Origin of the sequence: Variovorax davisae (assembly GCF_030316845.1) — a bacterium.
In the GTDB taxonomy this organism is placed as follows: Bacteria; Pseudomonadota; Gammaproteobacteria; order Burkholderiales; family Burkholderiaceae_C; genus Variovorax; species Variovorax davisae.
In genome coordinates this window covers 550,855-569,851 of sequence record NZ_JASZYS010000003.1, presented here as the reverse complement: position 1 = coordinate 569,851, position 18,997 = coordinate 550,855, and the positions used below count along the sequence as shown (strand labels likewise).

At 61.1% G+C, this 18,997-nt stretch carries 19 protein-coding genes and 4 pseudogenes; 12 read left to right on the top strand and 11 right to left on the bottom strand.

The window, feature by feature from the left end:
• Positions 1 to 289 precede the first annotated feature (289 nt).
• The 7 genes from QTI33_RS10190 to QTI33_RS10160 all read right to left on the bottom strand — a co-directional run bounded on the left by QTI33_RS10190 (position 290) and on the right by QTI33_RS10160 (position 7,849).
• Positions 290 to 1,195 carry a LysR family transcriptional regulator gene (locus tag QTI33_RS10190; RefSeq protein WP_286505703.1) on the bottom strand — a complete coding sequence of 302 codons (906 nt, stop codon included), beginning with the start codon at positions 1,193 to 1,195 and terminating at the stop codon, positions 290 to 292.
• Between the two features lie 262 nt (positions 1,196 to 1,457).
• Positions 1,458 to 2,444 carry a tripartite tricarboxylate transporter substrate-binding protein gene (locus tag QTI33_RS10185; RefSeq protein WP_286505702.1) on the bottom strand — a complete coding sequence of 329 codons (987 nt, stop codon included), beginning with the start codon at positions 2,442 to 2,444 and terminating at the stop codon, positions 1,458 to 1,460.
• Between the two features lie 100 nt (positions 2,445 to 2,544).
• On the bottom strand, positions 2,545 to 3,195 hold the full coding sequence (locus tag QTI33_RS10180) for a nitroreductase (protein WP_353506330.1): 651 nt from the start codon (positions 3,193 to 3,195) through the stop codon (positions 2,545 to 2,547).
• A gap of 110 nt (positions 3,196 to 3,305) precedes the next feature.
• Positions 3,306 to 3,809, bottom strand: a complete 504-nt coding sequence (locus tag QTI33_RS10175; protein WP_286505699.1) for a DUF1097 domain-containing protein — start codon at positions 3,807 to 3,809, stop codon at positions 3,306 to 3,308.
• 430 nt (positions 3,810 to 4,239) lie between these two features.
• Entirely contained in the window at positions 4,240 to 5,289 is a 1,050-nt protein-coding gene (locus QTI33_RS10170; RefSeq protein WP_286505698.1) for a PDR/VanB family oxidoreductase, read from the bottom strand.
• A gap of 273 nt (positions 5,290 to 5,562) precedes the next feature.
• Positions 5,563 to 6,504, bottom strand: a complete 942-nt coding sequence (locus tag QTI33_RS10165) for a LysR family transcriptional regulator (RefSeq protein ID WP_444814826.1) — start codon at positions 6,502 to 6,504, stop codon at positions 5,563 to 5,565.
• A gap of 40 nt (positions 6,505 to 6,544) precedes the next feature.
• Positions 6,545 to 7,849 carry a Rieske 2Fe-2S domain-containing protein gene (locus QTI33_RS10160; protein WP_286505696.1) on the bottom strand — a complete coding sequence of 435 codons (1,305 nt, stop codon included), beginning with the start codon at positions 7,847 to 7,849 and terminating at the stop codon, positions 6,545 to 6,547.
• 599 nt (positions 7,850 to 8,448) lie between these two features.
• Between QTI33_RS10160 and QTI33_RS10155 the strand changes: the two genes are divergently transcribed.
• Complete coding sequence (locus tag QTI33_RS10155) at positions 8,449 to 8,910, top strand: hemerythrin domain-containing protein (RefSeq protein ID WP_286505694.1); 462 nt, start codon at positions 8,449 to 8,451, stop codon at positions 8,908 to 8,910.
• Positions 8,911 to 9,093: 183 nt separating this feature from the next.
• A pseudogene (locus QTI33_RS35275) lies at positions 9,094 to 9,381 on the top strand (IS66 family transposase); the annotation flags it as partial.
• A gap of 10 nt (positions 9,382 to 9,391) precedes the next feature.
• On the opposite strand, the pseudogene QTI33_RS35270 reads toward QTI33_RS35275, so the two are convergent.
• A pseudogene (locus QTI33_RS35270) lies at positions 9,392 to 9,507 on the bottom strand (IS110 family RNA-guided transposase); the annotation flags it as partial.
• 159 nt (positions 9,508 to 9,666) lie between these two features.
• Between QTI33_RS35270 and QTI33_RS10145 the strand changes: the two are divergent.
• The 6 genes and pseudogenes from QTI33_RS10145 to QTI33_RS10120 all read left to right on the top strand — a co-directional run.
• Complete coding sequence (locus QTI33_RS10145) at positions 9,667 to 9,939, top strand: hypothetical protein (RefSeq protein WP_286505692.1); 273 nt, start codon at positions 9,667 to 9,669, stop codon at positions 9,937 to 9,939.
• Between the two features lie 32 nt (positions 9,940 to 9,971).
• Positions 9,972 to 10,304 carry a site-specific integrase gene (locus QTI33_RS10140; protein ID WP_286505690.1) on the top strand — a complete coding sequence of 111 codons (333 nt, stop codon included), beginning with the start codon at positions 9,972 to 9,974 and terminating at the stop codon, positions 10,302 to 10,304.
• A gap of 733 nt (positions 10,305 to 11,037) precedes the next feature.
• Positions 11,038 to 11,358 (top strand): FlxA-like family protein, encoded by a 321-nt coding sequence (locus QTI33_RS10135; RefSeq protein WP_286505688.1) that lies wholly within the window; start codon positions 11,038 to 11,040, stop codon positions 11,356 to 11,358.
• 377 nt (positions 11,359 to 11,735) lie between these two features.
• Positions 11,736 to 11,834, top strand: a pseudogene (locus QTI33_RS10130) (hypothetical protein); the annotation flags it as partial.
• A gap of 19 nt (positions 11,835 to 11,853) precedes the next feature.
• Complete coding sequence (locus QTI33_RS10125) at positions 11,854 to 12,240, top strand: AMP-binding protein (RefSeq protein ID WP_286505686.1); 387 nt, start codon at positions 11,854 to 11,856, stop codon at positions 12,238 to 12,240.
• Between the two features lie 249 nt (positions 12,241 to 12,489).
• Positions 12,490 to 12,722 (top strand): annotated as a pseudogene (locus QTI33_RS10120) (efflux transporter periplasmic adaptor subunit); the annotation flags it as partial.
• Between the two features lie 178 nt (positions 12,723 to 12,900).
• Here QTI33_RS10120 and QTI33_RS10115 read toward each other — a convergent pair.
• Complete coding sequence (locus QTI33_RS10115) at positions 12,901 to 13,461, bottom strand: efflux RND transporter periplasmic adaptor subunit (RefSeq protein WP_286505685.1); 561 nt, start codon at positions 13,459 to 13,461, stop codon at positions 12,901 to 12,903.
• On the opposite strand from QTI33_RS10115, the gene QTI33_RS10110 reads away from it, so the two are divergent.
• Positions 13,446 to 13,994: a glycosyl hydrolase gene (locus tag QTI33_RS10110; protein ID WP_286505684.1), complete on the top strand. Its 549-nt coding sequence runs from the start codon at positions 13,446 to 13,448 to the stop codon at positions 13,992 to 13,994. The two genes, QTI33_RS10115 and QTI33_RS10110, sit on opposite strands and share 16 nt — an antisense overlap.
• A 362-nt stretch (positions 13,995 to 14,356) precedes the next feature.
• Here QTI33_RS10110 and QTI33_RS10105 read toward each other — a convergent pair whose 3' ends face one another.
• On the bottom strand, positions 14,357 to 15,295 hold the full coding sequence (locus tag QTI33_RS10105; protein ID WP_286505683.1) for a LysR family transcriptional regulator: 939 nt from the start codon (positions 15,293 to 15,295) through the stop codon (positions 14,357 to 14,359).
• A 182-nt stretch (positions 15,296 to 15,477) separates the two neighbouring features.
• Between QTI33_RS10105 and QTI33_RS10100 the strand changes: the two genes are divergently transcribed.
• Positions 15,478 to 16,086 carry an FMN-dependent NADH-azoreductase gene (locus QTI33_RS10100; RefSeq protein WP_286505682.1) on the top strand — a complete coding sequence of 203 codons (609 nt, stop codon included), beginning with the start codon at positions 15,478 to 15,480 and terminating at the stop codon, positions 16,084 to 16,086.
• 47 nt (positions 16,087 to 16,133) lie between these two features.
• Positions 16,134 to 16,721: an NADPH-dependent F420 reductase gene (locus QTI33_RS10095; RefSeq protein ID WP_286505681.1), complete on the top strand. Its 588-nt coding sequence runs from the start codon at positions 16,134 to 16,136 to the stop codon at positions 16,719 to 16,721.
• Positions 16,722 to 16,900: 179 nt separating this feature from the next.
• On the opposite strand, the gene QTI33_RS10090 is transcribed toward QTI33_RS10095, so the two are convergent.
• Complete coding sequence (locus QTI33_RS10090) at positions 16,901 to 17,821, bottom strand: LysR family transcriptional regulator (RefSeq protein WP_286505680.1); 921 nt, start codon at positions 17,819 to 17,821, stop codon at positions 16,901 to 16,903.
• A gap of 201 nt (positions 17,822 to 18,022) precedes the next feature.
• Here QTI33_RS10090 and QTI33_RS10085 point away from each other — a divergent pair, with 201 nt between their 5' ends.
• Complete coding sequence (locus QTI33_RS10085) at positions 18,023 to 18,910, top strand: Bug family tripartite tricarboxylate transporter substrate binding protein (protein ID WP_444814830.1); 888 nt, start codon at positions 18,023 to 18,025, stop codon at positions 18,908 to 18,910.
• The last annotated feature ends 87 nt before the right edge of the window (positions 18,911 to 18,997 follow it).

Sequence of the window (18,997 nt, the reverse complement as noted above, 5' to 3'; positions counted from 1 at the left end):
GGCCTGCGACGCTTCTGTCGCGGTCTGACCGCGCTTTGCCATCGATCCCCTGGCTTCGCAATGGGCGGACAGTGCCGGTCGTATGCGAGGCGCGCCTACTCGCGAGCCCAATGCGGCACGCGCCTAAGTGGGAGGTGATGCGACAGACCCGCAGCCCCCTGCTGACCTCAGCGCTCCTGACCACGACCTTGAGCAAGCCGCCACGACGCGCAGCCCGGTGGCACTTGCCAAACGATCACGTGGCTCGCCGCCCCAGGCGAGGCGAAGTGGAACGCTCACTACATCCTGGTTAGGACAGCTTGCTACGTAACTCGGCCACCAAGGTGCGCCGCAGCCAGCGGTTCTTTGCATCCTCCTGCATGCTGGGGTGCCAGTACACGCAGGTGTCGAACCGCGGCATGTGGAATTCGGTGCGGACGATTCGTGGATTGCTCATCATCGCGACGATGTTTGCAACGCCGTCGGGCACGGTGGCGATGAGCTGGGTTCGCGCGACGATCGCAGGAGCGCTCATGAAGTGCGGGGTGCGCAGTACGATCTTCCTGCGGGCACGTTGTCGCGCCAGAAAAGTCTCGAGCAACTCTTCGCTGGGTGACTGGCCCTCCACCAGCACATGATCACCCGCGAAATACTCTTCCCGGGAGATGGTTGAGCCGCGAATGGGATGGTCCGCAGAAATGAGGCAGCAGAACGACTGGGTAGAGATGACTTGCTTGTAGTAGTTGACGGAGCTCAGGTCCGGGAAGAAGCCGAGAGCCAAGTCAACGGCACCCTCTTCCATCGCGCTCTGGAGTTCTGGGAGCGTGTAAGACATCGATCGGATGTCCGCATTGGGGCAGTGTTTGGCAAGCGCCACCAACACCGAGGGGAGTAGGATCGCCTCCCCCGCGTCCGTCAAAGCGAGCTTAAACTCGCCGCGATAAGAGCCCGGATCGAATTCGGCGGCACTCTCCACATCGCGGTCCACCATGTCCATGATGAGCCTGAGCGATGGCAACATCCGCCTAGTTCGCTCGGTGGCCTCCATCCTCTTGGATCCTCGGATGAAAAGTGGATCATTCAACGCAGTGCGTGCTCGCTGCAGCGCCGCACTCAAGCCGGGTTGACTCATATCAAGTGCGTGCGCCGCGGCTGCGATGCCGCCATGGTCGTAGACCGCCAGAATTACTCGTAGCAGATTGAGATCGAGTGACATTCCGCGTTGTGAACACCAAGAAGACGCAAGCAAAAGTAGGTCCGGGTCGCCGAGGATTCTCGTGAGTGGAACTCCTTAGCGGCTGCGCGCGGGGCGGGGTCTGCGTGCGATGCACAGGGCGTCAACGCGCAACGCGAGCCACGCGACTCGCACCCCTAGCGATGGGGCGGCCGCTGCCACCGGTGCGGCCTGCCCTTAACCTGCCAAAAGCCGGGCGGAACAGCGCTTCGCCCACCGTCGCGCGGTCACCGAGTTCAGCTTTTCAATCCTCGAGATGGTATCCCGAGGCGCGCACTACCGGAGCCCAGGAGTCGCGCTCCTGCCGTAGCGCGACTGCATACTGGCTCGGAGTTGACGTTACCACCTCCAGCCCCAGTTGGTCAAAGGCCGACCTGAGCTGCGCGTCCGCGCTCGCTTCGAGCACAGCGTCCTGCAACTTTTTGATCGTCGAATCAGGTGTGCTCGGCGGAGCAAAGACACCGTAAGTCTCTATATGGCGCATAGAGGGCAACCCCTGCTCAGCAAAGGTTGGAACTCCGGGCATGAAACGGGATCGTCTTTCGCCGGCCACACCCAATATCCGGATGCCGCCTTTTTGCAAGTACGGAATGAAATCGGGAACCTGACCGAAGTACGCGGGGACCTGCCCGCCTAGCAAGTCCTGCATGGCCGGTGCGGAACCACGATAGGCGACGTGCTGGAGATTCAAAGAGTGCGCTTGTGACAGCTGAAAGCCAAGTAGGTGGGCAGACGATCCTGCAGCCGGGGATGCGTAGCTAGCTGCTTCGGGATTCGCCCGCACCCAGCGGATGTAGTCGTCCAGCGTTTTCACACGGTCGGCTGGTATGGCGCTGCTCACCGCAAAGGCGAGAGTTGCGGACGCGAGGGGCGAGATCGGCGCGAAATCAGCGACCACGTCATACATCAGCTGCCTGTAGACATGAGGATAGATGGTCAGGGCAGAACTGTGCGTGACCAGAAGGGTGTTGCCATCCGCGCGCTCACGTTTGAGGTGGCTGTTCGCGATTCTTCCGCCGGCACCCACGCGGTTCTCCACGATGTAGATGCGCCCACCTTTGCGCCACGCCTCTGCGAGTTGTCGCGCAGTCACGTCCAACGAGCCACCCGCCGGGTAGCCCACCAGCAGCTTGCCCGTCTGCCCCGTCTGGGCCTGGCTAGATCCCAGCCAACCAGCAAGTGCGGTTCCGAGGGAAATGGACACAAAATCGCGGCGGGAGACATCATTCATGTGATCCTCTATTTTTGGTCGAGTCCGGACATTTGGGGGTCTTGTGTACGCCACTGCGGACGACCAGCGACTACACGGGAATAGCAGTGGAGAGAGATCGCTATGTGGGGAAGCCGAGCAGGCGGGCGAAGCTTTCGGGCGGCTGCCGGGGCATCTCGGTGCGGTTGACTGCTGCATTCAGGTCGCCGTACCCAAGGGACATGCCGAAGACCGTCACCTCTTCGGAAGGCATGCCCAGAACCGAGGAGATCGCCTCGTGAAAGGGGGCGAACGACACTTGCGGACACGTGTCCAGCCCACGGGCCTTGGCTGAGAGCATCAAGCCCTGGGCGAATAGGCCAAGATCGATCCAGCTGTGCGGTTTCAGCCTGCGGTCGATGCTGAAGATGAGCCCCACGGGGGCGCCGAAGAAAAAATAGTTTCTCTCCGTCTGCCCTGCGCGTGCCTGGACATCGCTGCGTTCGATGCCAAGTGACCGGTAGTACCGCGCTCCGAAGTCAGCCATTCTGCTGCGGAAAACTTCCGGTAACGGTTCAGGGAGGTGAGCGGGCGGAAGCCCCTTGCCGCCCCGCGCGGCCGCGAGCACGGCCGCACACAGCATGTCTTTCACTGTCCCGGCAACGACATACACTCGCCACGGTTGCATGTTGGCCCCGCTGGGAGCGGCCGCTGCATCCCTCAGGACCTCCTCTATGAGTTCCCTGGCGACGGGCTGATCCCGGAAGGCGCGTACCGTCCGACGTGAGCGCATGACGTCGGAGACGTCTTTGGCAGGAGCGTGCGCTGCGTATCCTGTAGAGCTATGGATCATTCTCGCGAGCCTCTTCAGACTACGTGCATCAGGTTGCAGTTGGCCGTCATTTAGCCACCGCGGATGTTTTTGGAGGCGCCCAGCGCCTCGGCAAGCCATTGGGACACGATGCCAAAGGCGTTGCCAAGCAGAAGCGCGGTGCCTGCCACCAACACAGGACTATCGATCCCAATCGTGGCGATGGACTTGCCCGTCACAGCGACCGTGCCAACGGTGCAGGAAAAGCCGAAGAAGATGGCCGGCAGTGAACCGACCACGGACATCTTCGAGGCCTGTACGGCCATTGCACTTCCGACCCCGACAGCCAGGGCGATCAGCACCGCGTTGTTGGCGCCCAGGTGCATGGCCAAGAGGGTGATCGAGCCGATGACTACTCCACCGAGGTTCGCGAAGACGCTGCGCACGAAGCCGGCAGGGCCGGCCCCGACCGCGTAGAACGACGTCCAGCCGATGAAAGTCACCCAGGTAGGTACGAGGACCGCTGTTTCGGTGAGGTAGGTGGCGATGGCGGCCAATGCGCCAATACTGACGGTGGCTGCCTCCTTGTCTTGCATGAAATTTTGACCTTCGTGGCTGAGTTAGGAAACGTTCAAGAACGGGGGTTGTCGATCTACCGGAGACCGCGTCCCCGCATAGCGGCAGGCTCGAACTGCGGGGCACCGCTGGGCGGTTGGCAGAGTCCCGTTCCTCGCGACACTGCTACATCCGGTGCACGGCAGAATGCCCGGATCTTTCGACCGCCACAACCAACAATCTCATGGCTCTCACATCTCGCAAACCGATGTGCCCTAGGGCTAGGCTGTTCTTGGGCGGCGCGATGCTCGTTCGAGCACTGCGCGTGCAGCTTTCGAAGAGCTTCCGGAAGCACGCAACCTAGTACATCCACGTTGCTGACTCCGCTGCGCCACTCGAGCCAAGGGTGATCGAAAATCAGCGAGAAAGAGACGCGCTCTCGTCTTCCTTGTGGTCCCGTCTTGCTGCGGCTCATAGATCGAGGACCAGTTCGCCCCCTTGGCTGCGAGAGCAGCAGATCATCATGGTTTTGTTCGCCTTGCGTTCTGCCTCCGAAAGCACCATGTCGCGATGTTCTGGAGTGCCTGCGACGACCCTGGTCTCGCAGGCACCACAAACACCCTGCCGACACGAGAACGGCAATTCCACGCCACCGGCACGAAGGCAGTCCAGAATCGACTGGCTCGCGGGAACTTGGAACACGCGCCCATCACGTGCAAGCCTCACGGTCATCGATCCAGAAGCCGGCGCAATCTCCGGAACGCCGAAACTCTCGAAATGCACCACCGACGTCGGCAGCTGTTGGGCGGCGCGCCTGTAGGCGTCGAGCATTCCTTGCGGGCCGCAACAATAAAAGTGAGAGCTCGGGGGCGCGTTTTCCAAGATGTCGTCGACGCTTACCTTCTCAGAGCGATCATCGAAGTAGTGATGGACCCGCTCCATAGCAAGGTCGTAGCCGTGTAAGGGAAGCGCGTGCTCATGCGATCGGGCTGCATAGTGCAGCTCCCAAGGGCGCCCCAACGCTTGCAGATGCAAGGCCATGCAGAGAACCGGCGTGATGCCGATCCCTCCCGCGATGAAGATGGAATGGGCGGCATCCTCCTCCAGAGGGAAGTAGTTCTCCGGGGGCGATACACGCACGGATGAACCTTGGAATAGGTTCGAATGGATATGACGTGAGCCGCCCCGCCCGGCCGCTTCGAGCTTCACGCAAATGACGTACCGCGTCCTGGAACGCTCATGTGGAAAAAGCAGCGAGTAGCGCTTCTCCAACCCGTCCTGGAGATGCAGTGTGAGATGTGCACCTGCCTCGTATCCTGGCAGCTCGGTGCCGTCGGCGAACTCCAGGTGCAGCAGCAGCATGTCGGTCGCGACCAATCGCCGCTCGCGCACTATCAAGTTCAGGCTTGCGGGGACGTAGCCTTGATGGCCCGGCGGATCGCTCGATGCTGTGCTTCCCGAGGAAACCGCGTTGATCGTTTTGTTGCTTCCGACGATGGCGGCAGGTACTGTGTCAATCATGTATTTTCAACCTCCAGGTCACTCTAGCAGCGGCACTTTTGGGGTCCAATCACACGCAGCTTGTCTTGAACATCTGAATTTCAGATGAACCGGTTTCTCACCGCATGCATGCGGAAACGTTCGCTCTCGACAGTGCCGCATGCGCCCATGGGACGCACCTATCTATGGGAAATATCGAGTGAGGCCGCCGTACCCTGACTCTCGATCGGGAGGCCGACAGCGCGCAGGTTTGCTCGCGCGAGGACGCCACGCCGTGCCGCGAACATCGGCGCTTCAGAGAAGCGGCGTCTTCTTGATCGCCGTGCGCAACTGAGGTGCCAGCATTTGGCGAAGCCAGCGATTGCGTGGATCGAGATGCATCGAGGCGTGCCAGTAGAGGCTGGATTCGAAGGAAGGGACTGGAAAGTCCGTGCGTGCAATCCTGAGGCTCGCGCCGAGCCCCAGGCCAGAGACCACGCTCGCGGGGACAGTGGCGATCAAGTCGGTGGCCGCGACAATGGCCGGTATGCTCATGAAGTGACGCGTGCGAAGCTGTACGCGCCGGTGGATTCCCCGACTTGCCAGATAGTCGTCAAGAAGCAGCCTGCTGTGCGTCTTGAGATCTACATCTACATGCCCAAAGCGCTCGAACTGTGCGAGCGAAATGCCGCCTTCTCGGATTGGGTGGCTGCTTGACAAGATACAGAGATAACTTGTGGTTGTGATTTCTGCTCGCCGGTAGCTCGCGTTGTGCAGATCGGGAAAGTAGCCCAGCGCAAAATCAAGAGTTCCCTCGGCCATCGCCTTGTGCAGTTCGCTGAGCGCCGGCATCTGAGTTCGGATGGCGGTGGGAAAGTGTGCTCCCAGGTAATTGACGACGTGCGGAAGGAGCGTCGCCTCACCCACGTCGGTTAACACAAGAGCCAGTTCGCCCGTATAGGCCTTTGGATCGAAGTCATCCGACTTGATGACCTCTTTGTTGACGCTGTCCAGGATGGACCGGATGGGACCGACGATCTTTCTTGTGCGTGCAGTGGGTTCAAATCCCTTGGCGACACGCACGAACAGCGGGTCGCCCAAAGCTGTCCGTGCGCGCTGCAGCGCCGTGCTCAGCCCAGGCTGACTCATGCCCAGTTGCTTGGCTGCTTCCATGACGCTGCCAGCATCATGGATCGCCAAAATCACCTGGAGCAGGTTCAAATCGAGATCACTTCTTGCGAGACCAGTTCTCTTCATTGCTTTGAAATGGACCCACGCCAGTGCAGCCTAGCAAGGCTCAGCCGAAGACTTGCTGGTGCTTCTCCACGCCGAGCTGCAGCGTTCCCTTCGGAGACGTAGCTGCCTTGGCGTGCTGAAGATAGGCGTCGCTCCAAGGAACGGTGGCCGGCGCGATGAACGAACCGCTGCGCGCGGCTTCGACGACATGAGGATCGTCCACCAGCGGGGGACGCTTGCCCTCGGCCAGCTCGCGAACCGCGGAAAGGAGCGCACGCCGCGTGCGCACGATCATGGCGTCGCTTCCCACTAGGTGCTCCCTGCTGCGATCCACGATCTTACCCATGCTTTCCACGATGGCCGTATCCTGGAGCAGCACCCCCGACAGACCCGTGTAGGACTTAGTACGCTGCGTCTCCCGGTCGATCAGATAGTCGTTCTCTTCGTTGGCCTCAGAGCGCCACCGTCCGTACCAGTCGCTCGTTGGTGGCAAGGTTGGCGGCATGGGCATGTGATTGGCGTCGGGCTCCAGCCCGGGAATGGGTGCACCATCCTTGGTGTGGCGCATGGCCATCGCGCTCTGGTTGTAGTAGAACGTGAATAGCATGGTGTGTTCGTCGTCCATGGGAACGTAGCAGTTGGCGACGATCAGGTCGTTAAAGTCACCATCCGGAAAGAGCGACCAGAAGGGGTACACGAAGTGCGCAATGCGATAGTACACCTCGTCCTTTTCCGCCGGCCGATGCGCGCAGTACATGGTGCCCCAAGGCGTGTTGGACACATGGTACTTCGGCGCTCGGTCGAGGACGGAGTACCGATGCATGTTCTTCTGGTCAACGTCGGCCTTGTCGACGCCCCCCACATGCAGGAAGCCGAAGTGTGACGTGTCAATGTCGCCTTCGATACCCTGAAGCCAGTTGTACTTGCGCTGCAGGCACTGCACAGAGACTTGCTCGGGATCGAGCAGCAAGGCCTCCATCCGCGGCAGTTCGGGCAACTGGTCGCGCTGCTCCCCCATGTAGATCCAAACCACCCCATTGCGCTCCTGCGTGGGAAAAGCATCCGCCGAAATGGTGTTGACTAGGGCCGGGTCGACTTCCGCGTTCGGGATTTCCTCACAGTTGCCTTCGGGCTTGAACTTCCAGCCGTGGTAGACACAACGGATGCCCGACTGCTCGACGCGCCCGAAGAACAGCGATGCTCCCCGATGAGGACATCTGTGGTCCATGATGCCGACGCGTCCGTCGCCATCTCGGAAGGCAACCAACCGCTCTCCGAGTAGAAGAAGCCGCATGGGCGGGCCGCCGCGCTCCAACTCCGTGGACAAGCACGCGGGCATCCAGAACTGGCGCATCAAGCTGCCCATGGGGGTTCCTCGACCAACTCTCGTGAGAGTTACATTGTCCGAATTACTGAGCATGTGGCTTTTCCTTTGATATGTGGGTCACAACTACACAGCTCCATCGCCTAAGAGGCTGCAGAGCACAAAATTGACGCGCGCGCCTTCCTGACGCGCTCCTGTGGAGCACCGACAGAAGCCATTCCTTCTCGGCTCAGCCCCCATGGAGTTGGTTCGGCCCGATCGGCATCTCGGACGCCTTTGGCGCTGCACATGCAGGTTAGATGAGTCGCGTTGCCGGCTCAATCAATTTGCTGAGGTTGCGTTCATCTGGCAAAAAGATGAGGCAGAAAGTCCAATACTCTGTTCGATCAAGCGGCCTGCCGCCGCGCAGCGGGACATCTATGCGCCAGCGCGATGATTCATGGCGCGTAGCTGTAAGATCCGGTTAAGACGTCTTGACGTGTCCCCTTTTTGAATTGGGACACATCGGGATGAAGCTGCTCACACGACCCCCAACATCAAGGGTCTTCACTAGTGCGCGTGAAGGAGCCCGAGAGCTGCTGCCCCGCGGCCATTGCTTGAGGGAGAGTAGTGCTTGCCATCGCCTTGACTGGAACCAACACATGAGTGATCGCCGACATGCCTCTGATGCACCGCCCGCAGCCGACTTCGCTGCGCAATTGGGCTATGCCCCGATGGACAGCATCCATGCCGAATTCGAAGAGCTACTGCGACGTGGAAGAACCGCCACGGCGAGAGATTGGCTACCTCTCCTCGTGGAACTGGACGCGCATCTGCGCAGCCACTTCGAAACCGAGGACCGTTGGATGATCGACACTGACTTCCCGCCGCGCGACTGCCACATCGAAGAACACGTGGAAGTGCTGAAGTCCTCAGCGCAGGTATTGCAGCTAGCAAGTACCGGCGATTTCGGCGCGGCCCCTTCGTTTCTTGAGGGCCTCGCCGACTGGTTTCCCGGACATGCGGCCTATCTGGACTCTGCGCTTGCAGCCTGGATGTGCAAACGGCAGTTCGGCGGGCGCCCGGTCGTCCTGCACCGACCTACCAGGGCGCAAACGGCCTGACTCGCGCGGCGCGAGTGGCCCTTGCGTTCATCTCGCCTGCGCGCATGCGCGGCGTGCGCGACGTCGGCATGAGGAACAGGTTCAGGTGCAGGTTGCAACCATCAGCTGGACTAGGTTGCGCCTGTTCAGGCCAGGCGGCGGGTGCAAAGTAACGCGAGGGCCTGCGCGAGAAGACTCGGGCGCTTCAGTGCCTACAAGGTGTGCTTCGAACCCGGCGTCACGAGGCCGGTTGCTCGGCGCACGCGAGGCGCAAGTGCCACGAACTCTGGGCCAATCACGGCAGTCCGGTCGGCGAGCAGGCGCTGAAGTACTTCGGCAAGTTCTACGCCGTCGAACGCGCGTCGCGGAATTGATGTCTGGGGATCGGAGGGAAATACGAAAGAGAGGTCGGGCAAGGTAGCGGATGCCTTGCAGCAATGGCTTTCCGGGCAACGGCAAAGGGTGCCGGATGGGTCGGCCACAGCCAGGTCAAGTTTGGAGGTCCGGTCGGAATCTCGCCGTCTTGCCGAAACGCCACAAGGCGATGGCCAAGCGTCTGGCAAGGGCCACGATTTCAATGCGCCGCATACGAGCACTTCCTTGCGCGAGACGTCGACTCATTACTGGGACGTGCGCTGCGAGGAGCTGAATGAGTTCAGTTGACAGAGGAGAACAGATGGCCAACTTGACCGTACGGCTGCCGAGGGCTCACCGCAGGCCAATCTGACTCCGCTCAGGCGCGATCACCCGCTCCCCGACCCGGCCCAGCTGTCCGACATGGACGAGGAAGCCGCCCACGACCTGATGGCCGAGGGCGAGTCCAGCAACATGCGGGTGTCGTACCGCACGGCCGTGCGGTACCGGGCTGCCTGGTACACTGCGCGCTACGGCAGCCAACTGGAGCTTGCTGTGCCGGTACCGGTGGTCGTCCAGTTCATCGTCGACCACGCCCAGCGCTCGACCAAGGCTGGGCTGGTGCACCAACTGCCGCCGGAGATGCCGCCCTGGTCGAGGCCGGCTTCAAGGGCAAGGCAGGCGCGCCGGCGCTGAACACGCTGATATACCGGGTCTCGAACCTGTCGATGGCCCACCACCTGGTCAAGCAGCCCAACCCGTGCACCGACTCAGCGGTGAAGGCGCTCCTGATCAAGACCCGCAAGGCCTACGCCACGCGCAACGCCACGCCCCACAAGCAACGGGCGCTGACCAAAGAGCCGCTCGAGGCGGTACTGGAGACCTGCGACGGCTCGCTCAAAGGAAAGCGTGACCGCGCCCTCCTCCTCTTCGCCTGGTCGTCGGGGGGCCGCTGGCGATCTGAGGTCTCGGAGGCGGTGTTCGAGAACCTTCGCCAATCCGATGAAGTCGGCTACCTCTGCACATTGGCCAACTCGAAGACGACCATTCCGGCAAGGTGACTCCCGAGGATGTGAAACCCGTGGTCGGCACCGCCGCCCAGGCGATGGAAGCCTGGCTGAAGATCAGCGGATCACGTCAGGCCCCCACTTCCGCAGGATTAACAAGGCCGGGCGACTGGGTGAAGACGCCCTCACCGGAACGGCCAACCGGAGCATCGTGAAGGCGCGCTGCTCGCTCGCCGACGTCGGCGATGACTTCTCGGCGCATTCGCTGCGATCGGGCTTCGTCACCTAGGCCGGTCGCCAGAACATGCCGCTGCCGGAAACCATGGCCATGACTGGCCGCCGCAGCATGGACGTCGTGACGAGCTACTTCGGGCTGGCGCGGCGCAGGTGACCGTCGTGGCGACGGCCGAGATGCAGTGGGTGCAGCCAACGGCGACCCGTCAGCATCAAGTGAGCAGCCTCTTGTGCCCAAGCGTTCCTCTAGTGGCAATTCACTGCATCAGCAAACGCACGAACGCGGCGTCTACCTGCCGTTAGATGCATATGGTCTTGGGAATCTTCGACGACTAAAGGGCCCGTCAGCCATGCGTATTGCCAACGTTGACATCGAGAACGTTGCTCAGGAGCCATCGGCTGATGTGGGATTGAGGTTGTCATGACGACATCGGGTTAGAAGCCGGTCACCGGCGAGCCCGACAGGTAGCACCTGTGTGAAAGTACCGCCGCGCGGGCCTAAACTTTTCCGCCTCCGTGCCGATAAGCACGAAAACTTTCAGGACCTCCCTACATGCGCGTTGAAGTAAAGGCCGGGCCCTCCCGCGAATCAGGACCAGCGACAACCACTGCTGCTCTCCAAAAGCAACTGGTTTCCATTCAGAAGCAGTTAAGCGCGTTGACGAAGCAACTTTCCAATACCACTGATAGAGACGCGAAACGGCTGCTACAGCAGCAGATTCAAGCGTTGCAGCAGCAGGTCGAGATGATTCAGGAACAAATGAAGCGCACGGCAATGCCTCCAGAGCGAGACGGCGTGAAGCAGGCCCTATCCGCAAATCGGCCAGAAATGAATAATGGGATGGTCGGAAGCCGGGTCGATACGCACGCCTGATTGGCTAGGCCAAGCGCGAGATCCGGGTGGCTCTTCGCGCAAGATCGACTTGGTGGTGCGTTGACCAGGCGGTACTTGCGGAAGGGCGAGCACCCTTCCGGTTTCCACGAGCCGCCTTGGTCACGGCGGTTCGATGCATTGACGAAATGCTGCGACATCAGTGCTCGCTGGCGGCCAAGGCTTTTGTTCGCCCTAAGCTCCGCCCGCACTCATCGTCGCCCCTGAGCGATTGTTGCAGGCGATAGGTCATGACGCCAACATCGAAAAAGGGTAAGCGTCGGGCCAACTCATCTTGATTCTCGCCATCGGGCCTAGGATCATAGTATTCACTACCCCACTTATTTCTTGGCGGACACTTGAACACTATCGAGACGACGGTGAAGGGAGAGCGGCGCCGCAGGCGCCGTCGCAGTGGCGAGCTCAAGGCGAACCTGGTCGCCGCCTGCTCTCGACCTGGTGTGTCGATCGCCTCAGTGGCGTTGGCCAATGGCATCAATGCGAACCTGTTGCGCCGCTGGATCGAGCAAGGCGGTCAACGGTTGCCGGGCGTCAACCCTGTCGATACGACTGTCGACATGCCGCGCTGTGCGCCAGCGGGCGGCAAGCCTCGCCGATCTCGGCGTGGGGCCTGGAAGCATCGTCGGCATTGTCCTGGAAGACTCCATCGAGCATGTGGTCATGCTCTATGCGGTGGCACGCGCCGGCGCCGTGATCCTTCCGATGGACTGCCGCTGGCGCGACAACGAGAAGCAGCGATTGGCCTCGCATTTCGAGCCCGCGGCGGTCATGGTGGAGCCCGACGCGGCATTCGCCGGTGCGCCATGCATCGCAGCCGAACAAGGCCTGGCGCGACGCGGCCGCGGCCACGGATCCCGAGCGTGACTTTCCCGACGGATCGGGAGGCATCGCCATGTCGCTGTCGTCAGGCACGACTGCCCGCTACCAGAACCCGCTAACCCCCATTTTCCTTAACTTTCTGGTGGACATCATGAGCGAGCGAACCGATCTGGACGACAGCAAACGCAGTCGTGGCGGGGCAACTGCGGACAGTGCCCTTGGGTATGCCGCTGGTGGCCAGGCGATCCTGCCACTCGGATGCGGGCCTTGATCGCAGCGCGTCCATCAGAAGAGGGAGTCGTGCAAGCCGTGCACTTTCGTGGGGACGGCCTGGTGCGCGCTGGCGAACTGCTTTTCACGATTGACACCCTACACTATTCAAGGCCGAAGTCGAGCGTGCCGAAGCGCAAGTGCTGGCGGCCCAAGCCCTGCTTGCGTACACCAAGAGTGAACTGACACGCTCCAATCGCCTCTGGGCTGACCAGGCGATCGCGCAGCGGGAACTAGACGAGCGGAGCAACGCCGGAAGCCTTGTGAGCCGCTGTACTTAGTGGTTTGGGGGTGGCACAGGCCAGTTCACTTCTTTTCAACGTGGACTTGCTGAACTCCGGTGAGCTGTGCCAGATCCTGCCGGAGGAAGTCGTTCCAGGTGACGACGTGTCTGCCGTGTTCCCGGATGGCTGCGCGTCAATGGCAAGGGGCGCATCAGGACTTGGACGCGGTAGCAAGAGGCACGACAGGGTCAGCTCTTTTCTTGGTGGGGGCGATTGCGCTCATCGGAAAAACTTCCAGTTGCACTACCGCACCCGGTCGAACGCGTTGCAGCCCGTTGACGACTACGGTCTCGCCATCCTTGAGGCCCGCAGTGATGACGCGCATCCCGTTGCTGGGCGCCGAGCTCAACCTCCCGATAGATGAGTTTGTGCCGGGCCCGACCACCAGAACAAATCGCTTGTTCTGGTCGGTACCGATGCTGCGTTCGCTGACCAGCAAGGCTGACGTCGATTCGGGTCGTCCCATGCGAATGCGGGCAAGCTGCCCTGGGGTCAACACACCATCCTTGTTGTCCAGCACTGCGCGCAGCCGAATTGTTCCGCTTTTCGCATCGATTTGGTTGTCGACAAGTTGCAGGCGACCTGCTTGGCTGGCGGCCGGCCCGGCCAGGGTGTCGATGCTGACCGGGATCTTGTAGATCTGAGTCCGTGCGGCCGCCCCGCCGTGCTCGAGTTTCTGAACTCCCTGTGACGAACATGAATCTGCATGCATTCGAGGAGCGCCGGCGCTTGCTGGGCGCAGCGTTCGCGAGTCTCGCCGCAGCGAGCCTCGCGGCCTGTGGCGGCGGTGGTGGCGGTGGTGGCGGTGCCGCCGTGATCAAGGGAAGTGACACTGCTGGTAATGGTGCCGGTGGTGTTGCCCCCGCATCTTCGCCAGTGGCTGGTGAACCAGCGGCAACGCCGTTACCGGGCGTCAGCCCCGGCCGCCGCAAAAGCACAAAGCGCGGGGTTGCCTACGACCTGGCGACCGAGCGAAACATGGTTCCACTCACACCTGGGGTCATTTGGTGGTATGACTGGAGCCTGCGCCCGAACACTGGCGCCCCTTCAGACCATGCCACGCGCTTCGGGATGGACTTCGTCCCCATGCTGTGGGGCGACTTCGACGAGGCACAGGCCCTTGCATACCCAACCAACGAACGAAGCAATAGCGTCAGCGTGTCCAGCATCGATCCGGCATCCAGCTCGCTCGCACAAGGTGTTCATTTTTGCAACCGTAGCGAGTCCCTTGAACCTCGTCCTTAACCCCTACGGAAACTTCGCCTATGTGCTCGGCAATGCCAGCAACAGAATCGCGATTCATCGTATGGATCCGGCCACGAGTTCAATGGCACTCCTAGGGACGGCTTCCGTCTGTGCCGACAGTCGGCGACTGGGAGTGGACGCGATCGGGCGCTTCCTCTACGCGCGCGCGCTCAACGGACAAGTCTATGAGTTCGCGGTCGACGACACGACAGTCCCTTCGCGACCGGCAACGGGAATCTGGCGTTTGCGATCGTGGAGTTCAACCCATAGCCGGGTGACTGCGCGGCCTGGAGAAGTGACTCGATTTCGGGCGCCGCGGGCGCGGGCCGCCCCCGCGACGCCAATCCGCCGTGAACTCAATCTCATTGCCGGCGCATGCGATGCACGAGGTCGTTATGCGGACCACTGGCTGTGCTGGGCTTCAAGTGGTCGATGAACCATCTGCCTGCGGGCCCAGGGGACGTTGACGCTTGGTGGACTGCCGATATTGTCAACATGAAGCCGCTTGGAGGCATGCCCTCGACATCCAGAACAACCAACCTGCCGGTAGCGATGTCACTCTCGACCATGTGAAGGGGCATGCTTCCCCACCCGACACCGTCCTTGAGGAATGCGTGTTTGGTCGAGAGGTCTGCGAGACGCCAGGTCGAGGGGGACATGACTCCATAATCTTGGCCCTCCATCAAGCTCGACCGGTCCGTCAGCACGAGTTGCACGTGTCTGGCCAAAGTCCGCTTGGGAATTCGATGTCCCACATTCGCCAGAGGATGGCTCGCCGCGGCCACTGTGACCAGCACCAGTTCACCGATGCGCTCGCTCACGAGCGATGGAAATGCGACAGGCAGCGTCGCCAGAATTCCAAGACTGCAACGCTCATCGAGCACCGGTTCATACCCTGCGCCCAGTCCCTCCACGAAGAGCCGTAGCGGTGTCAACGGAAACTGGCTTGCGAATGCTTTTGCTGCTGCGGAGACGATATCGGTCGGGAAGAAAACATCGACCACCACCGAAAGTTCCGCTTCGAGCCCTGACGTCATGAGCTTGGCACGGGCCTTGAGGGTGTCCACCCCCGAGATGACATTGCGAGCGTCTGCCAGCAGCAGCACGCCCTCCGCGGTGAGCTTCGGAAATCGACCCGAACGGTCAAAGAGCACGACGCCGATTTGCTCTTCCAGCCCACCAACCCACCCGCTCACAGCGGATTGAACGCGGTTGAGCTTCTTCGCCGCCGCGGAAAAACTGCCTTCGTCCGCGGCCGCGATGAAGGTCCTGAGCTGGTCCAGGGAAACACCATCAAGCATCGAGCGCTCCTTCCATCCCAAAAACAGATGGTTTGCATCTCAATATACCGTCTATTCAGGATGGCAGCGGCCCGGCACAGTCTAGTCCATCGATTCATCGACGCCGTCCAGCCGGTTTCCGACGCGTGAGGGTGAGTTCGAAAGTAGCCAAGCAGTTCAACCCTTCCCCCTAGAGGCACCCCATGCAACTCCTTCATCTCGATTCCAGCGTCCTCGGCACGGCATCCGTCAGTCGCCAACTCTCCGCCGAACTCGTCGCGCGCCAAAGGGCCTTGCACCCAGGCATCCGCGTCGTATCTCGCGACCTGTCCGCCGACCCGGCCTTGCATCTGTCGGGCGCGCACATGGCCGCCTTCCAGGGCGCAGCGACGGATGACGCAACCATGACCGCCGACTTGCTCAAGGGCAACGCGTACATGGACGAGCTTTTCGCATCGGACATCCTGGTCATCGGTGCGCCGATGTACAACCTGTCGATTCCCACGCCGCTCAAGGCCTGGATTGACCGCATTGCCGTGGCAGGCAAGACCTTCCGCTACACAGCCACTGGCCCCGAAGGCCTGCTGATGAACAAGAAGGCCTTCATTGCATCGTCGCGTGGCGGTGTTTATTCGGCTGGGAGCCCGGGTGCCGCTTTTGAGCACCAGGAGAGCTACCTACTTGGCCTGTTGAAGTTCCTGGGGGTGACCGACGTGACGGTGGTGCGCGCGGAAGGCCTCGCGTGCAGTCCGGACGCCAGACAGGCCGCCGTGGCAAGAGCCCTCGAAGACATCGCCGGCATCACGACCTGAGTCATCGCCCCCACATCCGAAAAACCCATCTCATTCAAGGATTTCTCATGACCTATTCCATCATCGGTTCCGGCAATGTCGGCGCCTCCCTGGCCACGCAGTTCGCCCGCAGTGGTATCACCGTGAAGATCGCCAACACGCGCGGCCCCGAATCCATCGCGGCGATGGCCGAGGAGCTCGGCAGCGAGATCGTTCCCGCAACGCTGCATGACGCACTCAAGGCCGACGTGGTCATCCTGGCGGTCCCGTTCCGTGCGCACACCGCAGTCGCCCATGCCCTCACGAATTGGTCCGGCAAGGTCGTGGTGGACGCAATGAACACCTACGGCGTCTCGCCGGAGGAACTAGAGGGGCGAGCCTCCACCGACGTGGTGGCGTCAGCGTTCCCCGGTGCGAAGTTGGTCAAGACTCTCAACCAGTTGCCGGCGAAGCTGCTGGCGAAGGACCCCGCCGAAAGCGGCGGGCGGCGCGTCATGTTCGTGTCGAGCAACGACCAGGCCGCCGAGGCGTCGATTGCCAAGCTGGTCGGCGAGCTCGGGTTCTCCCCTGTGTCGCTCGGGAGAGTCAACGAAGGCGGCGCTCTGATTGGCATGGGAGGGCCGCTCATCCTTCAGAACTTCATCAAGCAAGGCTGAGGCGACAGCCTTTTTCCCGCCCCAACTGGCTTCACCCAGCTCATCGGGACACTTTGCATCGCGTTGAGTGGCAGTGTCCCCTGAATCGCCTGGAGATCGCGGACGCTCAACACTCTGAAGAGATTGAGTGGTGAAGATGTTGAAGAATGGGCTTGAGAAGCAAGCCTAACCCGCCGGCTTCACCTCCACGGAACGGGATGAAGCGCTCGCTTGCTGAATTCAAGGAACGCGCGCAAACGTCCCGATGCCGCCGTACGTACGGGCGCGAGCCCTAGCACTGGAGCCGGCACCAGTTCCCACAAGGGCAGGACGTGGACTAGTTCCGAGTTCGCGATGAGCGGCGCGGCAGCCCATTCAGAGCGGGCCATGATTCCCATACCGGATTGAGCCCATCGGGTTACCACTTCGCCATCGTTCGAAGCCAGGGATCCCCGCACCTGTACCCTGATCGAACGACGCGAGTCCGGCAGTTTGGCGTCACGAACAGCCGTGAAATGCCAACGGGTGGAGTCCTCGTCGTTCTCGCGTATGCAGAGGCACTCGTGTGCCGAGAGGTCGGACGGATGTGATACGGGTTTAGAACGCTGAAGGTAAGTCGGGCTGGCGCAAAGGATTCGCCTGTTTGGAGCAAGGACGTGCGCAATCCACGAGGACTCCTTCACGTCGCCAATGTGGATGACAAGGTCCATGCCGGTCGTATCGACAAGCGGGCGGTCCGAAAGGTGGAGGAGCACCTGTATGCGCGGATACATCCGATGAAAGTCGCTCACGATTGGTGCGACGTGCTGACGCCCAAACCCAAACGGTGCTTGGATCTTCAAAGTTCCCGCCATCGAATGCGCAGACCCTGAAACAAGGGCGGGTAGTGCCTCGATTCTTTCCAGCAGCTCACCGGCTTCACGAAGCAGTCGTTCCCCCTCGTCGGTAAAGCTGACGCCGCGCGCGCCGCGCAAGACAAGAATCGTTCCGATGCGCTCCTCGAGCTTCTTGAGGCGGATGGACATGGCTGCGGTCGTCAGGTCAAGCATGCGCCCTGCACCAGCGAGTGAACCGGTCAAGCGTAGCGCACGGAAGAGGCGAAGGTCATCGAGATCGATCATTAAATCCTGCTTAATCGTCAATCAACAACATGTTAAACGCAACTGGAGCCTTCATTCCTATAGTCATTGCCTCAACATTCTTAGTGACGGTCTATGTTCAACATGCTGGTTTCCGGAAAGTGCCTGGCAGGGCTATTTGCGATGGCCGCGCTTGGCACAGTGTTCATGGGTGAGGCGACTGCGCAGGAGGACTACCCCGGGATGAGGCCCGTGACCATCGTCGTCGGCTACCCGGCGGGCGGCAGCGTCGACTTCGCAGCGCGGAACCTCTCTGAAGCACTTGCGAAAAGCCTCTCAGCGACGATCGTGATCGACAACGTCGGCGGTGCCGCGGGCGCGATCGGTGCCCAGAAAGTCGTAGGTTCTCCAGCCAACGGGCACACATTGCTAGTCGGCTCAAGCAACGAGATCGTTGCGACGAAGCTGATCAATCCAACGCAGAGATATGACGGGATGAAGGACTTGGTGCCTGTCGGCCTGATTGGCTCACAAGCGCTGGTTCTCGTCGCTTCCAAGCAATCAGGCGTCACCACACTGGATGGATTCGTTTCGGCGGTCAAGAAAAACCCCGGCAAGTTCAGTTACGGGAGTTCCGGGATTGGATCCATATTGCATCTAGCCGGCGAAATGGCGAAGGAGCGCGCAGATCTTGCTATGACTCACGTACCCTATCGTGGCATCGCTGCGATAGGAAACGACTTAGCAGGTGGAAATCTCGAGTTCGGCTTCATGGCGCCCAGTTCAGCGAAGCCGTTCATCGAATCCGGTCGTGTTGTGCCCATCGCCGTGACGGGGGCTCAACGCTTTCCCGAGTTGCCTCAAGTGCCGGCCTTCGCCGAGCACCCTGCCTTCAAGGGCTATGAGTTGGTCGGCTGGTACGCAATGATGGCTCCGCGCGGGACACCAGCTTCCGTCATTGCCAAACTCCGCGCAGCGCTGCGAGCAGCACTGCGGGATGCGACCGTCGCGCGGGCGTTCGAGCAAGCGAGCGTTACCGTTGCAAAGGGAGACGAAGACCTGGCGCAGATGATCTCCGATGACACAAGGAAGCTACAGAAGGTCGTCGCTTTCGCCAAGCTCGACAAGTAGGCGCTCAGTTATGACAACCAGTTATCTGAATCTCATTACTCATGCAACGTGTGCGAGCTTAGTGCAGCCGTTTTTCGCGATAGCGTG